Source organism: Streptomyces olivoverticillatus, from assembly GCF_014203555.1.
Classification (GTDB): Bacteria; Actinomycetota; Actinomycetes; order Streptomycetales; family Streptomycetaceae; genus Streptomyces; species Streptomyces olivoverticillatus.
In genome coordinates this window covers 245,294-263,355 of the sequence record NZ_JACHJH010000002.1, presented here as the reverse complement: position 1 = coordinate 263,355, position 18,062 = coordinate 245,294, and the positions used below count along the sequence as shown (strand labels likewise).

General features: G+C 75.9%; 11 protein-coding genes. 7 read left to right on the top strand and 4 right to left on the bottom strand.

The window, feature by feature from the left end; all coding sequences use genetic code 11:
• From FHS39_RS06610 to FHS39_RS06590, 5 genes are all read left to right on the top strand, one after another.
• The gene (locus FHS39_RS06610; protein WP_184347233.1) at window positions 1–2,340 is read left to right on the top strand and encodes a helix-turn-helix transcriptional regulator; all 2,340 of its coding nucleotides are present in this window, start codon (window positions 1–3) and stop codon (window positions 2,338–2,340) included.
• Between the two features lie 252 nt (window positions 2,341–2,592).
• Complete coding sequence (locus tag FHS39_RS06605; protein ID WP_184347231.1) at window positions 2,593–3,585, top strand: AfsA-related hotdog domain-containing protein; 993 nt, start codon at window positions 2,593–2,595, stop codon at window positions 3,583–3,585.
• A gap of 1 nt (window position 3,586) precedes the next feature.
• The gene (locus tag FHS39_RS06600; RefSeq protein WP_246469976.1) at window positions 3,587–6,220 is read left to right on the top strand and encodes an AfsR/SARP family transcriptional regulator; all 2,634 of its coding nucleotides are present in this window, start codon (window positions 3,587–3,589) and stop codon (window positions 6,218–6,220) included.
• 19 nt (window positions 6,221–6,239) lie between these two features.
• A complete protein-coding gene (locus FHS39_RS25670) occupies window positions 6,240–8,492 on the top strand; it encodes a helix-turn-helix transcriptional regulator (protein ID WP_184347229.1) in 2,253 nt (750 codons plus the stop codon).
• A complete protein-coding gene (locus FHS39_RS06590) occupies window positions 8,483–10,189 on the top strand; it encodes an AMP-binding protein (protein ID WP_184348701.1) in 1,707 nt (568 codons plus the stop codon). The genes FHS39_RS25670 and FHS39_RS06590 overlap by 10 nt, the downstream gene beginning before the upstream one ends.
• A gap of 31 nt (window positions 10,190–10,220) precedes the next feature.
• On the opposite strand, the gene FHS39_RS06585 is transcribed toward FHS39_RS06590, so the two are convergent.
• The 4 genes from FHS39_RS06585 to FHS39_RS06570 all read right to left on the bottom strand — a co-directional run bounded on the left by FHS39_RS06585 (window position 10,221) and on the right by FHS39_RS06570 (window position 15,572).
• Window positions 10,221–11,177 (bottom strand): polyprenyl synthetase family protein, encoded by a 957-nt coding sequence (locus FHS39_RS06585; protein ID WP_246469975.1) that lies wholly within the window; start codon window positions 11,175–11,177, stop codon window positions 10,221–10,223.
• A gap of 294 nt (window positions 11,178–11,471) precedes the next feature.
• Entirely contained in the window at window positions 11,472–11,681 is a 210-nt protein-coding gene (locus FHS39_RS06580; RefSeq protein ID WP_184347227.1) for an MbtH family protein, read from the bottom strand.
• A 15-nt stretch (window positions 11,682–11,696) separates the two neighbouring features.
• On the bottom strand, window positions 11,697–14,546 hold the full coding sequence (locus tag FHS39_RS06575) for a helix-turn-helix transcriptional regulator (protein ID WP_184347225.1): 2,850 nt from the start codon (window positions 14,544–14,546) through the stop codon (window positions 11,697–11,699).
• Window positions 14,547–14,738: 192 nt separating this feature from the next.
• Window positions 14,739–15,572 (bottom strand): metallophosphoesterase family protein, encoded by an 834-nt coding sequence (locus tag FHS39_RS06570; protein WP_184347223.1) that lies wholly within the window; start codon window positions 15,570–15,572, stop codon window positions 14,739–14,741.
• Window positions 15,573–15,858: 286 nt separating this feature from the next.
• Here FHS39_RS06570 and FHS39_RS06565 point away from each other — a divergent pair, with 286 nt between their 5' ends.
• Together FHS39_RS06565 and FHS39_RS06560 are read left to right on the top strand one after the other, a co-directional pair.
• Window positions 15,859–16,590 (top strand): 4'-phosphopantetheinyl transferase family protein, encoded by a 732-nt coding sequence (locus tag FHS39_RS06565; RefSeq protein ID WP_184347221.1) that lies wholly within the window; start codon window positions 15,859–15,861, stop codon window positions 16,588–16,590.
• Window positions 16,591–17,033: 443 nt separating this feature from the next.
• A complete protein-coding gene (locus FHS39_RS06560) occupies window positions 17,034–18,062 on the top strand; it encodes a LuxR C-terminal-related transcriptional regulator (RefSeq protein WP_184347219.1) in 1,029 nt (342 codons plus the stop codon).

The window sequence follows — 18,062 nt, the reverse complement described above, 5'->3', positions numbered from 1 at the left end:
ATGAGTGGTCACGGGGGATACGGGAACGGGCAGGACGGCGGCGGTCCGGCGGTGGCGCCGGTGGGCCGACGCACGGAGTTGCTGAGACTGGAGGGGGAGCTGGAGCGGGCGCATACGCATGGGGCCCGGCTGGTGTCGATCGGCGGCGAGCCGTGGGTGGGCAAGTCCAGGCTGGCCGGGGAGCTCGCCTCCCGGGCGCGGGCGCGCGGCTGGAGGGTCGCGGCGGGCCGGGCCGTACGGGGCGGGGCGGGGCTGCCGTTCGCGGTGGTCGTGGACGCGCTGGACGACCACGTGTCGGCCGACGTGCCCGGCGCGGCCCGGCTGGAGGCCGTCTTCCCGGCGCTCGGGGCCGCCTACGCGCCGGCCGAGCCCGTCGGCCCCGACAGCCCGCAGGCCTACTGGCTGATCCGGGCCCTGCGCACGGTGATCGAGCACCTGGCCCGGCCGGCGGGCCTGCTGCTGGTCCTGGACGACGCCCACCGCGCCGACCCCCTCTCCCGCGAGCTCCTCGCGCACCTCGCCGAACACCCGCCGCAGGCACCCGTGGTGACCGTGCTCGTCCACCGCGACACGGCCTCCGTGCCGCTGCCGCGCGGGGACCGGGACGCGCACGCCGGACTGCACCTGGACGTCGCCCCGCTCGCGGACCGCGACGCGGCCGCCCTGCTGCCGCCCGCCCTCACGGCCGTGGAGCGGCGCATGCTGCTGCGCGATGCGGCGGGGCTGCCGGGGCTGCTGCGCGCGCTGCGCTTCCCCGATGACAGCGGTACGACCGAGGTCTACGGGACGTGGGAGCTCGAGTGCGGCACGCCGCCCGCGCTGGCCCGGTCCTCGGGAGCGGAGCTGCGCGCCTCGCAGTCCCCGGCGGCGTGGCTGACGGCGTGCGCCGCGGCTGTCCTGGGTGGCGCCTTCACGGCGCAGGACGTGGCGAGGGTGGCGGATGTGCCGCTGCGGGAAACGCTGTCCGGTCTGGACGAGTTGCAGCGCGAGGGGATCGTCCGGGCGGTCCGCGACAGCCGGTTCCGCTTCCGCCACCCGGCGGTGCGCGCACTCGTGCTGAACGCGAGCGACGGCGGCTGGCGCGTGGGCGCCCGTACCCGCGCCCAGGCCCGTACGGCGGTGCAGCCGGTGACGCGGCGGCGCGAACTGGACGCCGCCCGCGCCGAGCTGGGCCGCGCGCCGGCCGTGGCGGCGCGGCGGCTGGCCCGGCACACGGCGTCCGTCGAGGGCCTGCTGCTGCATGCGCGGGCGCTGGTGGCGTCCGGCCGTCCGGAGCAGGCGGTGACCGGCTACGCGGCCGCCTGGCCGAGGATCGACGAGGCGGGCGAGGACGTACGGGCGGAGGCCGTGGAGTCGTACGGGCTCGCCCTCCGGCTCCTGGGCCGGTGGCAGGACGCGCGGGAAGTCCTGCTGGGCGCGGGGGGCGGCGCCCGGGTGGCGCTCGCGCGCCAGTTGGCATGCGCCGCGCTGGCGTTGGAGTCGGGCGAGAACATAGGGCGGCAGTCGGCCGCCGAGTGGGCGGCGCAGGCCGCGTGCACGGCGTCGGCGCTCGGCGACGGCGCGGGCCGGGCGCACGCACTCGGTCTGGCGGCCGCGGCGGAGGCGGCGGGCGGCCGCTTCGAGGGCGCCGCGGAGGCGGCCTCGGTGGCGGCCCACGCGCTGGACGCCCTGGAGCCGGGCGCCTGGGAGGCACGCCTGGACGCACTGTCTTGGCTGACGGATGCTCAAATCTACGTTGGGCGCCGGCGCGAGGCCGAACGTCGGCTGACCGAGGGCTTCGCCCTCGCCTTCGACCGCGGGCAGGTGCCGCAGGCCGGCCGGCTGGCGCTGGGGCTGGCCACGGTGCGGCTGCTGGCGGAGGACACGACGGCGGCCGCGGACCACGCGGACGTGGCGGTGGAGACCGCCCTGCGCTGCGGCGGCGGGCCCCTGGCGGTGGATGCGCTGCTGTGCCGGGCCCGCGTTCACCTGGCGGCGGGCGAGAGCGTCGCGGCGGGCCGGCTGGCGCAGAGCGCGGCCCGCTTCGCCGCCCCGCTCGGCGGCATGTGGCAGGAGCGCGCGGACCGCCGTCTGCAGGACATCGGCGTCGTGCGGAGGCACGAGGACCCGGCGGCCGGGGGCGAGCAGCCGGGCGCGGGTCTCGATACGCTCAGCCGCCGCGAGGCGCAGGTCGCGGCGCTGGTGAGCGAGGGCTGCACGAACGCGCAGATCGCGGCGCGGCTGCTGCTGAGCCCGAAGACGGTGGAGACGTATCTCAGCCGCATCTTCAAGAAGTTCGGCATCGTCTCGCGGGCGCAGGTGGCGCACCTGGTGGGGCTGGAGGCGGCGGCACGACGGTGAGGGGCCGCCTCACGAAAAACCATGGAAGAACCACCGTGCCCCGCCCCGGACGGGGGTAACCGGGTGCGGGGCGGTGGCCTTGGGCACCACCGTGCCCCCTCTCCCATGGGTCCGGCTAAAACCGATCGGTCCCCACCCCCGCACTTGGTGACGTGCAGCTTGCTGTCACCGTCCCCGAGTGGAAGGCACGCCGCGCCGCGCCGCACCCTGTTGTGACGGCTGCCCAGGTCGCGGCCGGTCTGAGGAGACACCATGACAGTCGAGAGCACTGCCACCGCTGAACTGGGTCTCGGCAACGACACCCGCCATCTGATCCACTGCCCGCCGTCCTGGGACCACTATCTGCTGGACGCCCCGAGCAGCGGCGAGGAGCACTTCGTGCTGACGGGCGAGGTGCCTGCCGGGCATCCGCTGTTCGATGACGGGCCGGGGCGCTTCCACGACCTCCAGATCACCACGGAGACGATCCGCGAGATCGGCGAATTCGTGGGCCACCAGTACTTCGGCGTGCCCCAGGACCGGCCGGGCCTCTTCTACCGCTTCGACCTCGACCTGTGCGAGCTGGGCGCCTGGCGCACCGGGCCGGGCGCGCACCGGGCGCGGATGACCACGGGCGTACGGGCCCGGCCCGCCCATGTGGTGGCCGGAGTGCCGCGCGGGCTGGAGTTCCGGATCGAGGTGCGCATCGACGACGTGCTGTGCTGCACCGGTTCGGCGAGCCTGGTGTTCCTGATGCCGGTGCTGCACCGCAGCCACGTGGCGCACAGCCGCCGCGCCCTGCGCGCGGCGCCCGAGCTCGACGACGTGCCGGACGGGCCGACGTGGCCGGTGGACCCGGCCGAAGTGGGCCGCTGTGCGCCGGAGAACGTCGTCGTCTGCGAGCCGTCGGAGTCCTCGCACGGCCGGCTGACCACCTGGGTGCTGCCGCGCATCGGCCACAGCGTCTTCCGGACCATGCCCGGCGGCCAGGTCCCGGGCACGCTGCTGCTGGAGTCGCTGCGCCAGACGTCGCTGCTGACCGCCGGACGCACCTACGGGCTCGCCCCGGCCCGCTCCACGCTCGCCGCCTGCGAGGTGCACTTCCGCGGCTACGCGGAGGCCGATCACCCGCTGCGCTGGGCGGCCGTGCCGGGCCCGCTGGGGCGGGACGCGGACGGACGGCCCGCGGTGCCGGTGACGCTCACCGTCACCCAGCACCGGCGCGCCGTCGCCGAGGCCCGGACCCTCGTCGTACAGGACTTCTGACATGGCGACAGCTGACAGGCCGGCCGCCGAAGTGCCCGCGCACTCACTGACGTTCGGAATCCTGGGTCCCATGGAGGTCCGCGGGGAGGACGGGGACCGGGAGTCGTACACCCCGCGCGCCGCCAAGCTGCGCGTCGTGCTCGCCGCACTGCTCGTACGGGCCAACGAAGTGGTCTCCGTGGAGAGCCTCATCGACGAGCTGTGGCGCGACGACCCGCCCCGCACCGCCACCACCACCCTGCAGGTCTACATCTCCCAGCTGCGCAAGCTGCTGCACTCCGCCGCGCCCTCGCACGGGCGCGAGGCGCTGCTCACCCGGCAGCCGGGGTACCTGCTGCGCCTGGCCCCCGGGCGGCTGGACCTGACCGCCTTCGAGGAGCTGCACGAGCGCGGCCGCCAGGCCCTGGAGCAGGGCGACTTCGCGGCCGCCGCCGACCTCCAGCGCCGGGCCGTCGCGCTGTGGCGCGGGCCGCTGCTCTCCGACACCCCGCACGGGCCGCTGCTGGAGGCCGCGGCCGTGCGCCTGGGCGAGGCGAGCGTCGCCGCCCTCGAACAGCGCATCCGCGCCGACCTGCACCTGGGCCGGCACCGCGAACTCATCGCCGAGCTGCAGTCGGTGGCCGCCGAGCACCCGCTGCGCGAGGAGTTCCACGGGCACCTGATGCTGGCGCTCTTCCGTGCGGGGCGGCAGGCCGAGGCGCTCCAGGCGTTCGCCCGGCTGCGCCGCACCCTGGTGGACGAGCTGGCCATCGAGCCGGGCCCACCGCTGCAGCGGCTGCACCAGCGCATCCTGGCCGGGGACAGGGAGCTGTTCGCCGCCTCCCCCGCGCCCGTGCGGGCGGCCGCGCCCCGCCCCGTGACCGCGCTGCCCGCGGCTCTGCCCGACTTCACCGGGCGCATCGCCCAGCTCGCCCACGTCGAGGGCCTGTTGCGCGAGGCGCCCGCCGGTACGTGCGTGGCACTGGCCGGGAAGCCCGGCGTCGGCAAGACGGCCCTTGCCGTGGAGGCCGCGCACCGGGTGGCCGACGCCTTCCCCGACGGCAGCCTCTTCCTCGACCTCGAACCGCTGGCCGGCCGGCCGCTCTCCGCGCCCGAGGCCCTGGCCCGGCTGCTGCGCCGGGCGGGTGTGCGGGTCGCGGAGGACGACGGCCCGGAGGAGCTGCAGGACGCCTTCGGGCGGCTGCTGGCGGGCCGCCGGATGCTGCTCGTCCTGGACAACGCCACCTCCGAGGCGCAGCTGCGCCCGCTGCTGCCCGCCACCGACGGCAGCACCGCCCTGGTCACCGGGCGGCGGCTGCCCGCGGGCCTGGGCGGCGTGCGTGCCGTGGTGCTGGACGCGCTCGAACCGGAGGAGTCGAGGCGGCTGTTCGAGGCCACGGCCGGGGCCGGGCAGGCCGCGGACGCGGGCGCCGTCGCGGAGATCGCGGAGCTGTGCGGGCATCTGCCGCTGGCCGTGCGCGTGGCGGCGGGCCGGCTGGGCGCCCGTCCGCACTGGAGCGCGGCCTCGCTCGCCGCGCGTCTGCGGGACGAGGGGGCGCGCCTGGGCGAGCTGCGCGTCGGCGACCTGGACGTACGGGCCGCGCTGCTGGCCGCCTACGCCGATGCCACGGCCGACGAGCAGCGGGCGTTCCGGCTGCTGGCGCTCACGCCCACGGGGCCGTTCGGGCTGCCGACGGCGGCCGCGCTGCTCGGGCGGTCCGAGGGGCAGACGGGGCATCTGGTGGAGGGCCTGGTCGACGGGCGGCTGCTGGAGGCCGCGGGCGAGGGCCGGTACGCCTTCCACGAGCTGCTGCGCATGCTGGCCCTGGAGCGGCTCGCCGCCGAGGAGCAGGCCGCGGACGTCCGGGCGGCGACGCTGCGGATGTGCGAGGCGTACGCGGCGGCCGCGGAGTCGGCCGACGCCCGGCTGACGCGCGGACCGGGCGCGGGCGAGGACCCGCGCGCCTGGTTCGCACGGGAGCTGCCCGCGCTGGTCAAGGCGGTGCGCACGGCGTACGACGCCGGGCTGTGGGCGCAGACGACGCGGCTGGCCGGTGCCGTGTCCGGGTATCTGGAGAGCCACGCCGCCTGGGCGGAGTGGGAGACCACGCACACCCTCGCCCTGGATGCCGCGCGGCAGGCCGGGGACCGTGCCGGGCAGGCCCGGATGGCGCGCTCGCTCGGCGATCTGGCATGGCAGCACCGGCGGCTGCCGGTGGCCCGGGACTTCTACAGCCGGGCCCGGGAGGCCGCCGAGGCGGCGGGCGACCGCCAGGAGTACGCCCGTGCGCTCGTCGGCCTGGCCGAACTCGACGTCGACCGTGGCGAGCTGTCGTCGGCCGCCGCCCTCCTGGAGCCCGCGCTCGCCGCGGTCGCGGCCCCCGCCCATGCGCGGGCCCGCTTCGACGTGCTGCGCGCACTGGGCCTGCTGGCGCTGGAGTCCGCGGGTCCGGCCGAGGCCGGGCGGCACTTCGGGCAGTGCCTGGAGGTGGCGGTGGAGCTGGAGGACCGCCGTCTGGAGGGCTACGCCCGCCGGTCGCTGCGCATGACCGACTCCCTGCGCGCGAGCTCCCGCCCGGAGCCCCCGCACCACTTGGAGGTGCGGCCGGGCATCTGGCGCCTGCGCACACCGGAGCCGCTGGCGCTGCCGGTCTGAACCAGCCTTAGGGGGGACGATGTCCACACCACAGCAGCAAGAGCGGTCGGCATGGGAGGCGCTCGCCGCCCTGCCGCCCGTCACCACCCCGTACCGCACCCGCGAGTGGCTGACCCTCGTCGGCCTCCTGCGCGACCCGGCCGCCCGCCTGGTCACGGTGACGGGGCCGCTCGGCGTGGGCAAGACGCATCTGGCGCGTGCGGTCGCGGAGGAGCTGCGGGGGGAGTTCGCGGCGGTACGGGCGGTGGGCGCGGAGGAGTTCACCGCGCCGGACGCCGTATACGAGGCCGGGGAGCGCCGTCTGCTCCTGGTCGACGGCGGCCCGCGCCCCGCCGCCCCCGAGGCGGTCCGCGCCCTCGCCGCTTCCCTGGCCCGCGATCCGGGCCTGGTCGTCCTCGCCACCGGCCCCGCCCCGCTGCGCATCGCCGGGGAACGGCAGCTGCCGCTCGCCCCGCTGCCCGTACCGCTCCCCGGGGACGGCCACGACCTGCAAGAGCTCGGCGAGGTCCCGGCCGTCGCCCTCTTCGTGCAGCAGGCGCGGAACGTCACGCCCGCCTTCGCCCTCACCGAGGAGAACGCCCCCGCGGTCGCCGGCCTCTGCATCCGTCTGGAAGGCCACCCCCTCGCCCTGGAGCTGGCGGCGGGCCGGCTGCGCCTGTTCTCCCCGCAGGCGCTCGCCGCCCGGCTGCGGCAGAGCGCGGGCGCGCTGACCGCCCTGTCCGGCGGCCCGGCCGACGCCCCGGAGCGGCACCGTTCGCTCGGCGCCCTCGCGGCCGCGGCCCTGGAGGGCGTCACCGGACCCGAGCGGGAGCTCCTGGACCAACTGGCCGTCTTCGAGCCGGGCTTCGGCCTGCCCGTGGCGGAGCGGACGTCCCCGCTCCCCCGGGCGGCCACCGACAGCGCCCTGGAGACGCTGCTCGACCGGCACCTGCTGACCGTCACCACCCAGGAGAGTGGCGAGCCCCGCTTCACCGTCCCCGAGCCCGTGCGCTCCCTCGTCCGCGAGACGCTGCACGACACGGGCCGCGCGGATGCCGCCCTGGACCGGCACGCCGAGGAGTACCGGCGGCTGGTCACGGCCGCCGAGCTCCGCCTGGCGGGCACGGACCAGGCGACGTGGCTGCGGCTGCTGGCCGCCGAGCACCCCAACGTCATGGCCGCCTTGCACAGACTGCGCGAGCGCGGCGAGCGGGAAGCCGTCGCCTCGTTCGTCCTGGCCTGCCGGGTGCCCTGGCTGGCGCAGGGGCGGCTCACCGAGGGCCTCGACTGGTGCGACCGGACGGCCGAGGACGAACCGGGAGCGCTGTCGGAGCCGCTGCGGGCGCGGCTCGTCGACATGTCGGGGACGTTCGCGGCCGCGCTCGGCGACGCCGACCTGGCCGTACGCCGCCACCGGCGGGCCCTGGCGCTGTGCAAACGGCTGGGCGACCGCCGGCAGACGGCCCTGGTGTCCGCCCGGATGGGCGCGGCCCTGCTGCGGCTCGGCGACCACCAGGGCGCCCAGGCGGCGCTCGGCCCCTCGCTGACGGCCCTGGAGTCGCTGGGCGCCTCGGGCCCGGAGGCGGAAGCGGCCGTGGCGCTGGCGGGTGCCCTGCGCGGGCAGGGCGACGGCCGCACGGCGCGGGAGCTGCGCGAGCGCGGGGTGGAGGCGTTCCGGCGGCTGCGGGACGCCCGCGGCCTGGCCGGGGCCCTGTGCGAGGTGGCGGCGGCCGCCGAGGACGACGGCGACCCGGACGCCGCCCTGCGGTCGCTGCGCGAGGCGCTGCGGCTGCTGGAGTCGGTGGGCGAGCGCAGCGGACTCCCGGCGGCACTCGAATCGTTCGCGCTGCTCCTGCTGCGCACGGCCCCCGCGCAGGCGCCGCGCGTCGTGCGGCTGCTGGCCGCGTGCGAGGCGCTGCGCGGGCGCCTGGCAATCGCCGCGCCGCAGCAGACGGAGGTGCTGGAGAGCCTGCGGGCGCGGATGCACTGGACGGGCTTCGCCGCCGCGTGGGCGGAGGGTCTGCGGCTGTCGCCGGAGGGCGCGGTGGCGGAGGCGCTGGCCGTCCCGGTGGCCGCCCCGGAGACGGAGGCGGAGCCGCCGGGCACCCAGCGCCTGACGCCACGTCAGGTGCAGGTGGCGATGCTGGTGGCGGAGGGGCTCACCAACAAGCAGATCGCCGGGCGGCTGGACATCTCGGAGTGGACGGTGGTCAACCACGTGCGGCAGGTGATGCGCAGGCTCGGCTGCTCCTCGCGGGTGCAGGTGGCGTGGGTGGTGGGACGGTGGCAGTGACCGGGACGGCCGACCGGCCGCAGCTGGCCGCCCTGCTCGACGCCGTGGCGCCGCCCCCGGCCGTCGCGGCCCGCTACCGCGCCCACGGCTGGTGGCGCGCCGAGACCTTCCTGCACGACCTCTACCGCACGGCCGCCACGGCCCCCACCCGGCCGGCGATCGTCTCGCACCGCGCCCACCGGCCCGCGGCGCGGCGCACCGTGACCGTCACATACGCACAACTCGCCCTCTACGTCGACCGGTTCGCGGCGGCCCTGCGGTCGCTGGGGGTCGGTGCGGGCGACCCGGTGGCCTACCAGCTGCCCGGCTGGTGGGAGACGGCCGCGCTCACCCTGGCCTGCTGGCGGGTCGGCGCGCTCGCCGTGCCGGTGCTGCCCGCCGTGCGGGCGCACGGCCTGGAGCGGATCCTGCGCGGCACCCAGGCCCGGGTGTGCGTGGTGCCGGACGAGTGGGAGGGGTTCGCGCACGCCGAGGTGCTGGCCGAGCTGGCGCCCCGGCTGCCGTGGCTGCGCCGCCGGGTCGTGGTGGGGGACGCGGCGCTGACGGGCGCGGTCGACTTCGGCGCGTACTTCGTGCGCACCGCGCACGAGCGCGGACCGTACGGGCGGGAGCGGCCGCTGCCGGCCGACGGCGGGCTGCTGATCACGGTGATGGGCCTCGGCGACCGCTACACGGCCGTGCTGCACACCCCCGACACCCTCTACGCCAACATCGCCGAGCGGAGGGAAGGCGAGGTCTTCCACTGCCCCATGCCGTTCACCTCCCTCGCCTCCCTCCTGTTCACCGTGTGCCGGCCGCTGGCCGTCGGCGGCACCGGCGTCTACCGGGACGTGTGGGATCCGGGCGGCTGCCTGGACCTGATGGCCGAGGCGGGGGTGAACCAGGTGTTCGCCCCGCCGGTGTACTGGACGGAGCTCCTGGCCGCGCAGCGCGATGCGCCGCGGGACCTGGGCGCCCTGCGCCTGGCGCTGTCCGGGGGCCGCACCGGCACACCGGCCGAGCTGCTGGCCGAACTGCCGGGCGTGCTGGGCGCCGAGGTGCGCACGGTGTGGGGCACGCCGGAGGCCGGGATGGCCACGGTGGCCCGCGGCGAGACCCCAGCCGAGCGGCGGGGGGAGAGCGACGGACGGCCGCTGCCGGGGCTGGAGGTGTCGGTCGTCGGCGAGGGGCCAGGCGGCGTCGGGGAGCGGGCCGTCGACCGGCTGCGGGTGCGCGGCCCGTCGGTGGCGCTGGCCACCTGGCCGCACGGCGCCGAGACCGTGACCGGCCCGTGGGAGCACGACGAGGGGTGGCTGGACACCGGCGACCTGGGCCGTGCGGACGGGCTCGGCGGGGTGCGCGTGACGCGCCGAGCCGAGGAGCGCACCGGCGGGATCTTCCTGGTGCCGGTCGCCGAGCTGGAGCGGGAGCTGCCGGCCCACCCCGGCGTGGCGGAGGCGGCCGTCGTGGCCTATACGGACGCCGAGTACGGGGAGATGCCGTGCGCGGTCGTCGTCCCGGCCACGGCGGCGGAACCGCCCGGACTGGTGGCGCTGCGCGAGTACTTGGCGGGGCGGGGCATCGCCGAGGCGTTCCTGCCCACACGATTGGAGCTGGTCGGCTCGCTCCCCCGCGACGGGAGCGGCGAGCTGCGCAGGGAGGCGCTGCGCGCCTGGCTGGCCCGGCTGCGGCCGGGAACACCGCGCGTAGGGATGTGAGGTCGCCCTTTATGGGATGTGCAGTCGCCTTTTAGCCGTCATGAGAGGCGACGCGGGCCGCGAAGGTGGCCAGTTCCTCATGCCAGCCGGCCGCCAGGGCCGAGTTCGTGGCGGTGCGGCAGGAGCGTTCGACCAGCTCGTGGATCATGCGCTCCGCGATGTCGCGCTCCTCGGGCTCCAGCAGGATCTCGCGCAGCAGCTGCGCGTCCCAGGCGTACTCGGGGCCCCCGTCGAGGAAGCCGCGCAGCCGCCAAGCGGCGTGCAGGGGACGGGCGTAGGCGTCGTAGGAGGCGTCCAGATCGGCGCGCCCGGCCAGCGCGGCGCCCAGGCGCAGCGGGTGGCGCAGCGCGTACCAGCCCGCCGTACAGCCCCGGTCGCAGCCGGATATGCAGCGGCCGGGCCAGGGATCTTCAAGATATTCGGCGGCCATGGCCTCGTGCGCGTACGAGCCGATGGCGCGCTCGGTGCGCAGCTCGTCCCAGATGCGCCACGCCTCGGCGGGCAGCCGGGCCGCGAGCCGCTCGGCGTAGGCGAGGGCCAGGTCGCCGGCGAGGGTGGCGGTGGACTCGCCGAAGCGCCGGGACTCCCCTGCCCAGCCGCTGCGTTCGTGCTCGGCGGCGCGGCTGACGTGCAGGGTGGGGATGCCCCTGCGCAGGGCGGCGTTGTCGCGGACGTCGGTGCGGATCAGGGTGCAGGTGTCGAGGAGCTCGAGGGCGGCGGCCGCGTCGACGGCCTCGCCCCGGTCCGGGTCGCCGCCCGCCGCGAGGTATCCGGTGAGGAAGATGAGGGGGCGCGCCCGGTCGCCGCCGGCGGCCACCAGCTCGGCGAGGGACTCGATCAGGCCCGCGCCCCGCGCGTCGGAGGTGCGGCGCAGCCGGTGCTCCTCGTCGAGGAAGCCGCGCAGTCGCTCCTCGACCCGGTCGAGCATCGCGGCCCGCTGGAGCCGGGGCGGCGCCACCGAGCGCGGCAGCTGTGGTTGCGTCGTCATGGTGTGCCTCCCTGGATCGGCTGCGGCCTCAGACCGACCCTCGCCGCCGTCGGCTCCGCCCGCAACGGGGGAAGGGGACCGGCCAGAAGACTGCCCACCCCGGCGCCGTGGAAGCGCCGGTTTCCTGCCATCTCGCCAGGTGCCTTCGCGCCACCCTGCCATGGGTTTGTCATGTCCGGCAGCCCCTGACGCAACCTGCCCGTCAACCGGCCCGTGTTCGGGCGACAATGCCCCCAAATGACACGAGCGGGGCGGGGCAACCCCCGCCCCGCCCCTCGCCCCGAGACGCTGCCGCTACCGGTCGGCCTGCCGTAGGGCCGCCGGACGCATGTCGTCCCAGTGGCGGTCGATGTGGTCGAGCACCGTCTGGCGCGGGCTCGCCGCCAGTTCGGTGCGCCAGCCCTCGGGCACGGCCGCGGTGGCGGGCCACACCGAGTACTGGCCCTCGTCGTTGACCAGCGCCAGGTAGAGCGCGTCGGCGTTCTCGAACGTCGGCTCGGGCATGGTTTCCTCTTTCCCTTACGTCCAGGCGATCTCTTGGGAGCCGATGAGCTGCAGGTCGACCGGCAGCTCCTGGCGGCGGGTGATCTTCAACTTGCGGTAGACGCGGGTGAGGTGCTGCTCCACCGTGCTCACGGTGATGTACAGCTTCGAGGCGATCTCGCGGTTGGTGTGGCCGTGCACGGCCAGCATCGCGACGCGCTTCTCCGACTCGCTCAGCCTGGCGTCCGGGTCCAGCCGGTCGGCCGCCTCCGGGGCGGCCTCGTCCGGTGCGCCCGCCGCCGCGCCCGCGTGGCCGGGCAGGATGCGCTCGCGCAGCGCGTCGGCCCCGCACTCCTTGGCCAGGTGCCAGGCGCGCCGGTTGACCATGTTGGCCCGGCCCGGCTCGCCCAGCTCCTTGAATGCCTGGCCCAGGTCGGCCATGGTCCGGGCCAGTTCGCAGCGGTCGCCGGAGCGGCGCAGGTCGTCCACGGCGCGGGCCAGCAGCACCTGCCGCTCCTTGGGCTCGCTGGTCGCGGCCCGCAGCCGCAGCGAGATGCCCGACACCCAGGGGTGCCCGGCGTCGCGGGTGGCGAGCTGGTCGGCGACGAACCGGGAGGCCTGGTGCGCCTCGCCCAGGTGCAGCAGCGCCTCCGCGGCGCCCGCCCGCCACGGCAGCAGCAGGGGCCGGTCCAGGTTCCAGCGGCGCATGGTGCGGCCGATGTCGAGGAAGTCGCCGAGCGCGGCGTGGAAGCGGTGGGTGGCCAGGTGGTACTGGCCGCGTGCGCGCAGGAAGTTCAGGCCGTGGTAGCTGCCGGAGAGCCCTTCGGGCACCGGCTTGCTGAGCTCGCGCGCGGCCTCGTCGTGGCGGCCCATGGCCGTGCGGGCCCGGATGAGCGTGGCGGACACGCCGGTCAGGAAGAGGCTGCCGCCGCGCTGGGGCACCTCCTCCAGTACGGCCGCGGCCTGCGCCTCGGCGCCGGTCAAGTCGCCCTGTCGCAGCAGTGCTTCGGCGCGCAGCGCGCCGAAGACGGCCCGCCAGCCGGGGGCGCCGCGGCGGGCGGCCTCGTCCATGAACGCCTGGCACCAGGAGACGGCCCGCAGCGGCCCGTCGGTGTGCAGCAAGGTGCGCAGCGCCTGCACGATGGGGGCGAGGGTGGCATCGGCGAGGGTGGTCCCCCGCAGGAACAGCTCGGCGGCCTCTCCGGCGGAGCCGTCGCGCTCGTATTCGGGCACGGCCCAGAACACGGCGGGCGAGGGCGCGGGCCGCTCGGTCCTGCGGGCCGCCTCGCCGGGCCAGGAGGGCGTGCGGTGCTGGGCGTTGAAGGCGCGGCCCCGGAGGGCTTCGGCGGGCGCGGTGCCCGCCGCCGCTGCGCCGGGCCGGGTGGCCGGGCGGCGGCCGGCGTGCTGCTTGGCTGCCGGCTCGTCGGGCACCGCGGCCCGCCCCGACCACTGGGGGAAGGCGGAGAGCCCGTCCAGGGGAGCGTCGCGCAGGGTGTCCCAGCCGGTGGGCTGCGGCGCCTCGCCGCTTGCGGCGTGGTGTTCCAGGACTTCCGTCGCTTCGTCGATGCGGCCCTGAGCGACCAGGAGGCGGGCCAGCGGCGCGGTGGCGGCGGCCGGGAGGCGGCGGGTGCGCAGGGTGGCCAGGGGGGCGTCGAGGTGACGTTCGGCGGCGGCCGGGTCGTCGCGCCAGGCGGCCGCGGCCAGGGCGGTGCGCAGGATGGTCTTCTCGGTGTCGTCGGCGCTGCCCGCGTGCGCCAACTGCAGGCAGGCGGTGGCCCGTTCGGCGGCTCCGTCGGCGAGCAGCCGGTCGGCGGCGGCCCGCAGGGTGGCGACCGCCCAGTCCTCGGCCACGTGGTGGGCGGCGAGGAGGTGGTCCGCGACCTCGGTGGCCGGGGCGCCCGCCCGGTGGGCGAGGGCGGCGGCGCGCCGGTGGAGCGCGGCCGCCTCCTCGTCCGGGATGCGGTCGAGGACGGCCAGGCGTGCGGCGGGGTGCCGGAAGGCGGTGCCGTCCAGCAGGCCGGCGGAGTTGAGGGCGGCGATGGTGCGGGCCGCGGTGGCGGTGGGGATGCCGGTGAGTTCGGCGGCGCGCTCGGCGGTGGCGTGCCCGTCCAGGACGGCCAGCGCCCCGGCCAGTTCGGTGGTGGTCTGCCCGCACCGGTAGAGACAGGCGAGGACGGCCTGCGGGAAGGCGAGGCCGGGGCCGCGCCGGTCGTCGACGAGGGCGCGCAGCAGCAGCGGGTTGCCGCCGCTCGCGTGGTGGAGCTGTGCGACGAGCTCTTCGTCGTCGGCCGCGGCGCCGCCGCGGGCGAGGACGGCGGCGACGGCGGCCGGTCCGAGCGGTTCCAGGCGCAGCCGGGTGAAGTGCGGGTTGCGCAGGAGTTCGGTGCCCAGGACGGGGTCGTCGCTGCGCTCGTGCACGGTCTCGGTGAGGAGGAGGAGCACGCGTGCCCGGCGGGTGCGGCGGGCGAGGTGCAGCAGGTAGCGGCTGGAGAGGTCGTCGACGAGGTGGAGGTCGTCGACGCAGATCACCACGGGCGTGGTGGTGCCGAGCCGGTGGACGGCGGCGCAGAAGGCCTGCATGGCCTCGATGCGGGCGGCGGCGCCGTCGCCCGTTTCGGGTGTGACGGGCGGCAGGGTGCCGGGCGGTGCGGCGGCGGCCAGCTGGCCCAGGACGCCGAGCGGGAGTTCGCGTTCCGCTTCGGTGCCGATGGCGCGCAGGACCAGCGCCCCCGAGCCGGCTGCGCGCTCCGCGACGGTGTCGGCCAGTTCGCTCTTGCCGCAGCCGACGGCCCCCTCGACGAGTACGACGCGTGCGTTGCCGGCCCGGAAGTCGGCGAGCGCGGATTCCAGCATCGCGAATTCGTTTTCGCGGTCGGTAAACACCATCAACGCCTCACTGCCCCCGTAAATCCAGCCTGGCGAAAAGAAACACGGAATACCCCGCACCGCTATGCGGTGCGGACGGGTTCCGTCGTTTGAGGTGGCCAGTCTACGGGGCAAAGTGACATACCACGGTGTCCGCAAGTTGCACGGCAGCAATTCCCCTGTGTGAACGGCGGGCGGCGGGCCGGTTGGTGGTCAGGCGGGCGCGGGCAGGATCTGCCGGGGCCGGGCGGGCGGGCGGCCGGCGGCGCGGCGCTCCCGGGGGTAGCCGACGGAGACCTCTTCGAAGCGCACGCCGTCGTGCCGGGTGGTGCCGGGGATATGCAGGTGGCCGGAGACGACGGCGGCGGCCCGGAAGCGGGTGTGCCAGTCGGCGGTCAGGGTAGTGCCGCACCACTGGGCGAACTCGGGGTGCCGCAGGGCGTCGACGGGGGCGCGCAGGAGGGGGAAGTGGTTGACGAGGACGGTGGGAAGACCCAGGTCACAGGCGGTCAGGCGGCGTTCGGTGGCGGCGGTGCGGGCCCGGCACCAGGCTTCGCGGCTCGGGTAGGGGTCGGGGTGGAGCAGGAATTCGTCGCAGCAGACGATCCCGGTGTCGTGGGCGGCGGCCAGCGCCTGCTCCCTGGTGGTGCCGGGGGTGCGGAAGCTGTAGTCGTAGAGGAGGAAGAGGGGGGCGACGACCACGGGGCCGCCGGGGCCGGACCAGACGGGGTAGGGGTCCTCGGGGGTGTGGACGCCCAGGTCCCGGCAGAGCCGGACCAGCTGGTGGTAGCGGGCTTCGCCGCGCAGTTGGACGGGGTCGCCGGGCGGTGTCCACAGTTCGTGGTTGCCCGGTGTCCACACCACCCGGGCGTAGCGCCGCGCGAGCAGGCCGAGCGCCCACTCGACGTCGCGGAAGAGCTCGGCGACGTCTCCGGCGACGATGAGCCAGTCGGCGGGGTCGTCGGGGTGCAGCTCCTCCAGCAGGCGCCGGTTCTCGGGGAACGCGACGTGCAGATCGCTGATGGCCATCAGCTTTCCTTGCGGCATCCGTCGAGGTTAGGGCGGTGCCGGGCGGCTGCGGCACCCCGTTCGACCCCTAAGACGGCAGGGGCCATGGCAAGGAGATGACAAGGTGCGGCCGGGCGGGCGGCCGGGTGGGGGCAGCCGCCCGGTGCAGGGGCCGGCGCATGGCAGTGGTCAGGGGTTTTCGGGGCCCTCGGGGCAGCAGTGCGGGCCGTGGAGGGCTTGGTGCGTTGTCCGGCGGGGGCGGTCGGCGGAGTGTGGGGTGTGCCAGCCGCCTCCGCCGGAAGCGGCCTTCGGAAACGGGGATCCCATGATCGAGAATCTGCTGCCGCCGCAGGTCGCCGCCGTGGAGGCCACCTGCGACCGCATGGACGTGGTGCTGTTCCCGGAGGAGGAGGCGCAGATCGCGGGCGCGGTGGACAAGCGGCGCCGGGAGTTCACCACGGCCCGCTGGTGCGCGCGCCGGGCGATGGGGCAGCTGGGCCTGCCGGCCGTCCCGGTGCTGCCGGGCACCCGGGGCGCGCCGCGCTGGCAGCCGTCGGTCGTGGGCAGCATCACGCACTGCGCGGGCTACCGGGCGGCGGCGCTGGCCCGCACCTCGGACGTGGCGGCGATCGGCATCGACGCGGAGCCGAACCAGCCGCTGCCGGAGGGCGTCCTGGAGTCGATCGGGCTGCCGCGCGAGCGGGCGTGGGTGCGCGAGCTGCAGCGCACGACCCCCCAGGTGGCGTGGGACCGGCTGCTGTTCAGCATGAAGGAGTCCGTCTACAAGGCCTGGTACCCGCTGCGGAAGCGTCCGCTGGAGTTCGAGGACGCGCTGATCACGGTGGATCCGCGGCAGGGCACGTTCCAGGCGCGGCTGCTGCTGGGCCCGGCCGAACGGCGCGACGGCGACCCGCTGGGCTTCGAGGGCCGCTGGTCGGCGGTGAACGGCGTGGCGCTGAGCGCGATCGCGGTCCCGGCGCTCGTCCCGGCGGCACCCGCCGCGGCATGGGCGCGAGCAGGCGCCCCCCACCGCGAGTTGGTGGGGAGCGCCCGGTAGGAACGGTCGGTCATCGCTGTCTGCGGCGGGCGGCCCGAGGGGGCCGCCGCGGCCGGTTCAGTTCCAGCGGTCGTCGCGGGGGGACACGAGAGCGGACCCTTCAGCCGTCGCGCCGACGCTTGCCGTGGCACCGGTGTGGACGTCCGAGTTACCGGGCAGTAGATTCGGTCCGGACATTATGGCAACGGTAAACATCAGGCCAAGAAAGCTTCCAGTCAGGGCTTTCCGGGCGATCATGTGCATCATGCGCGTGTTGCTTCCCATGCTTCCCCCATTACAGATCCGGCGTGCCGTATCCCCCGGCACCGCCGCCGCCTCCGCGTGGGCCCCGTGCCCCGGTGGCGACAGGACAACAGTGCCCGGCCGCAATTGCCCGGGCCAAGCGGATCTCGATGGCGTAAAGCTGCATGGCAGCTTCTTCACGGAAAGCAGGAGCAGACCGTATGTCCGGAAGTCTTAATTCCGATTCGGAATTCGCCGAGCTGGACGATGTCAGCGCGGCGGCCTACGGACATGCGGTGGAGTACGGCCGGTTCGATGACGAGGACGTCGCCAAACGACTCTCGCTCTCCGCACCGGAAGTCACCCGCATCCGCCAGGTGCTCACCATGCTGCGGCTGCTGCAACCCATGCCGGGCAATCCGGCCGCGCTCGTCCCGGTGGGCCCGGACGTCGCGGCGGCCGATCTCGTGGGCTCGGCCGAGCGCCAGATACGCGACCTCCAGCAGGCCGTGACGGACGTGCGCGGCCGGCTGATGTCGCTGACGCCCGTCTACTTCGAGGGACGGCGGCTGCGCAACCGGCTGGAGGCCTTCGACGTCATCACCGACCCCGACACCATCCAGTCGATGCTCGACCACCTGGGCGGGACCTGTCGCCACTCGATGTACACCGTGCAGCCGGGCGGCGCCCGGCCCGGCAACATCCTGGACGCGGCCCGCAAGGCCACCCTGGGCATCCGCGGCCGCGGCGTGGACATCCGCACCATCTACCAGCACACCGCCCGCAGCGACCTCGCCACGCGCGCCTACGTCCGCGACGTCACCGAGGCCGGCGTCGAGGTGCGCACCGCCGACCAGGTCATCGACCGCATGATGATCTACGACCGGGAGACGGTCTTCCTCCCCGCCCACCAGGGGCCGGGCGAGATACCCGGCGCCGCCATCGTCCGCGAGCCCACCCTCGTCGCCTTCGTCTGCGCCGTCTTCGACCATCTCTGGGACGGCGCCACGCCGTTCGTCCCCGAGTCGGCCAAGGCCCCGGCCACCGCCGACGGCATCCGCCGCTCGATCATCCGGCTGATGGCCAAAGGCTACAAGGACGAGATGGTCGCCCGCCGCCTGGGCATGTCCGTGCGCACCTGCCGCCGCCACATCTCGGAGATCACCGAGGAGCTGGAGGCGACCAGCCGCTTCCAGGCGGGGTTCAACGTGGCGATGTCCGGGATGCTGGACGCCGCCGAGGAAGCCTGA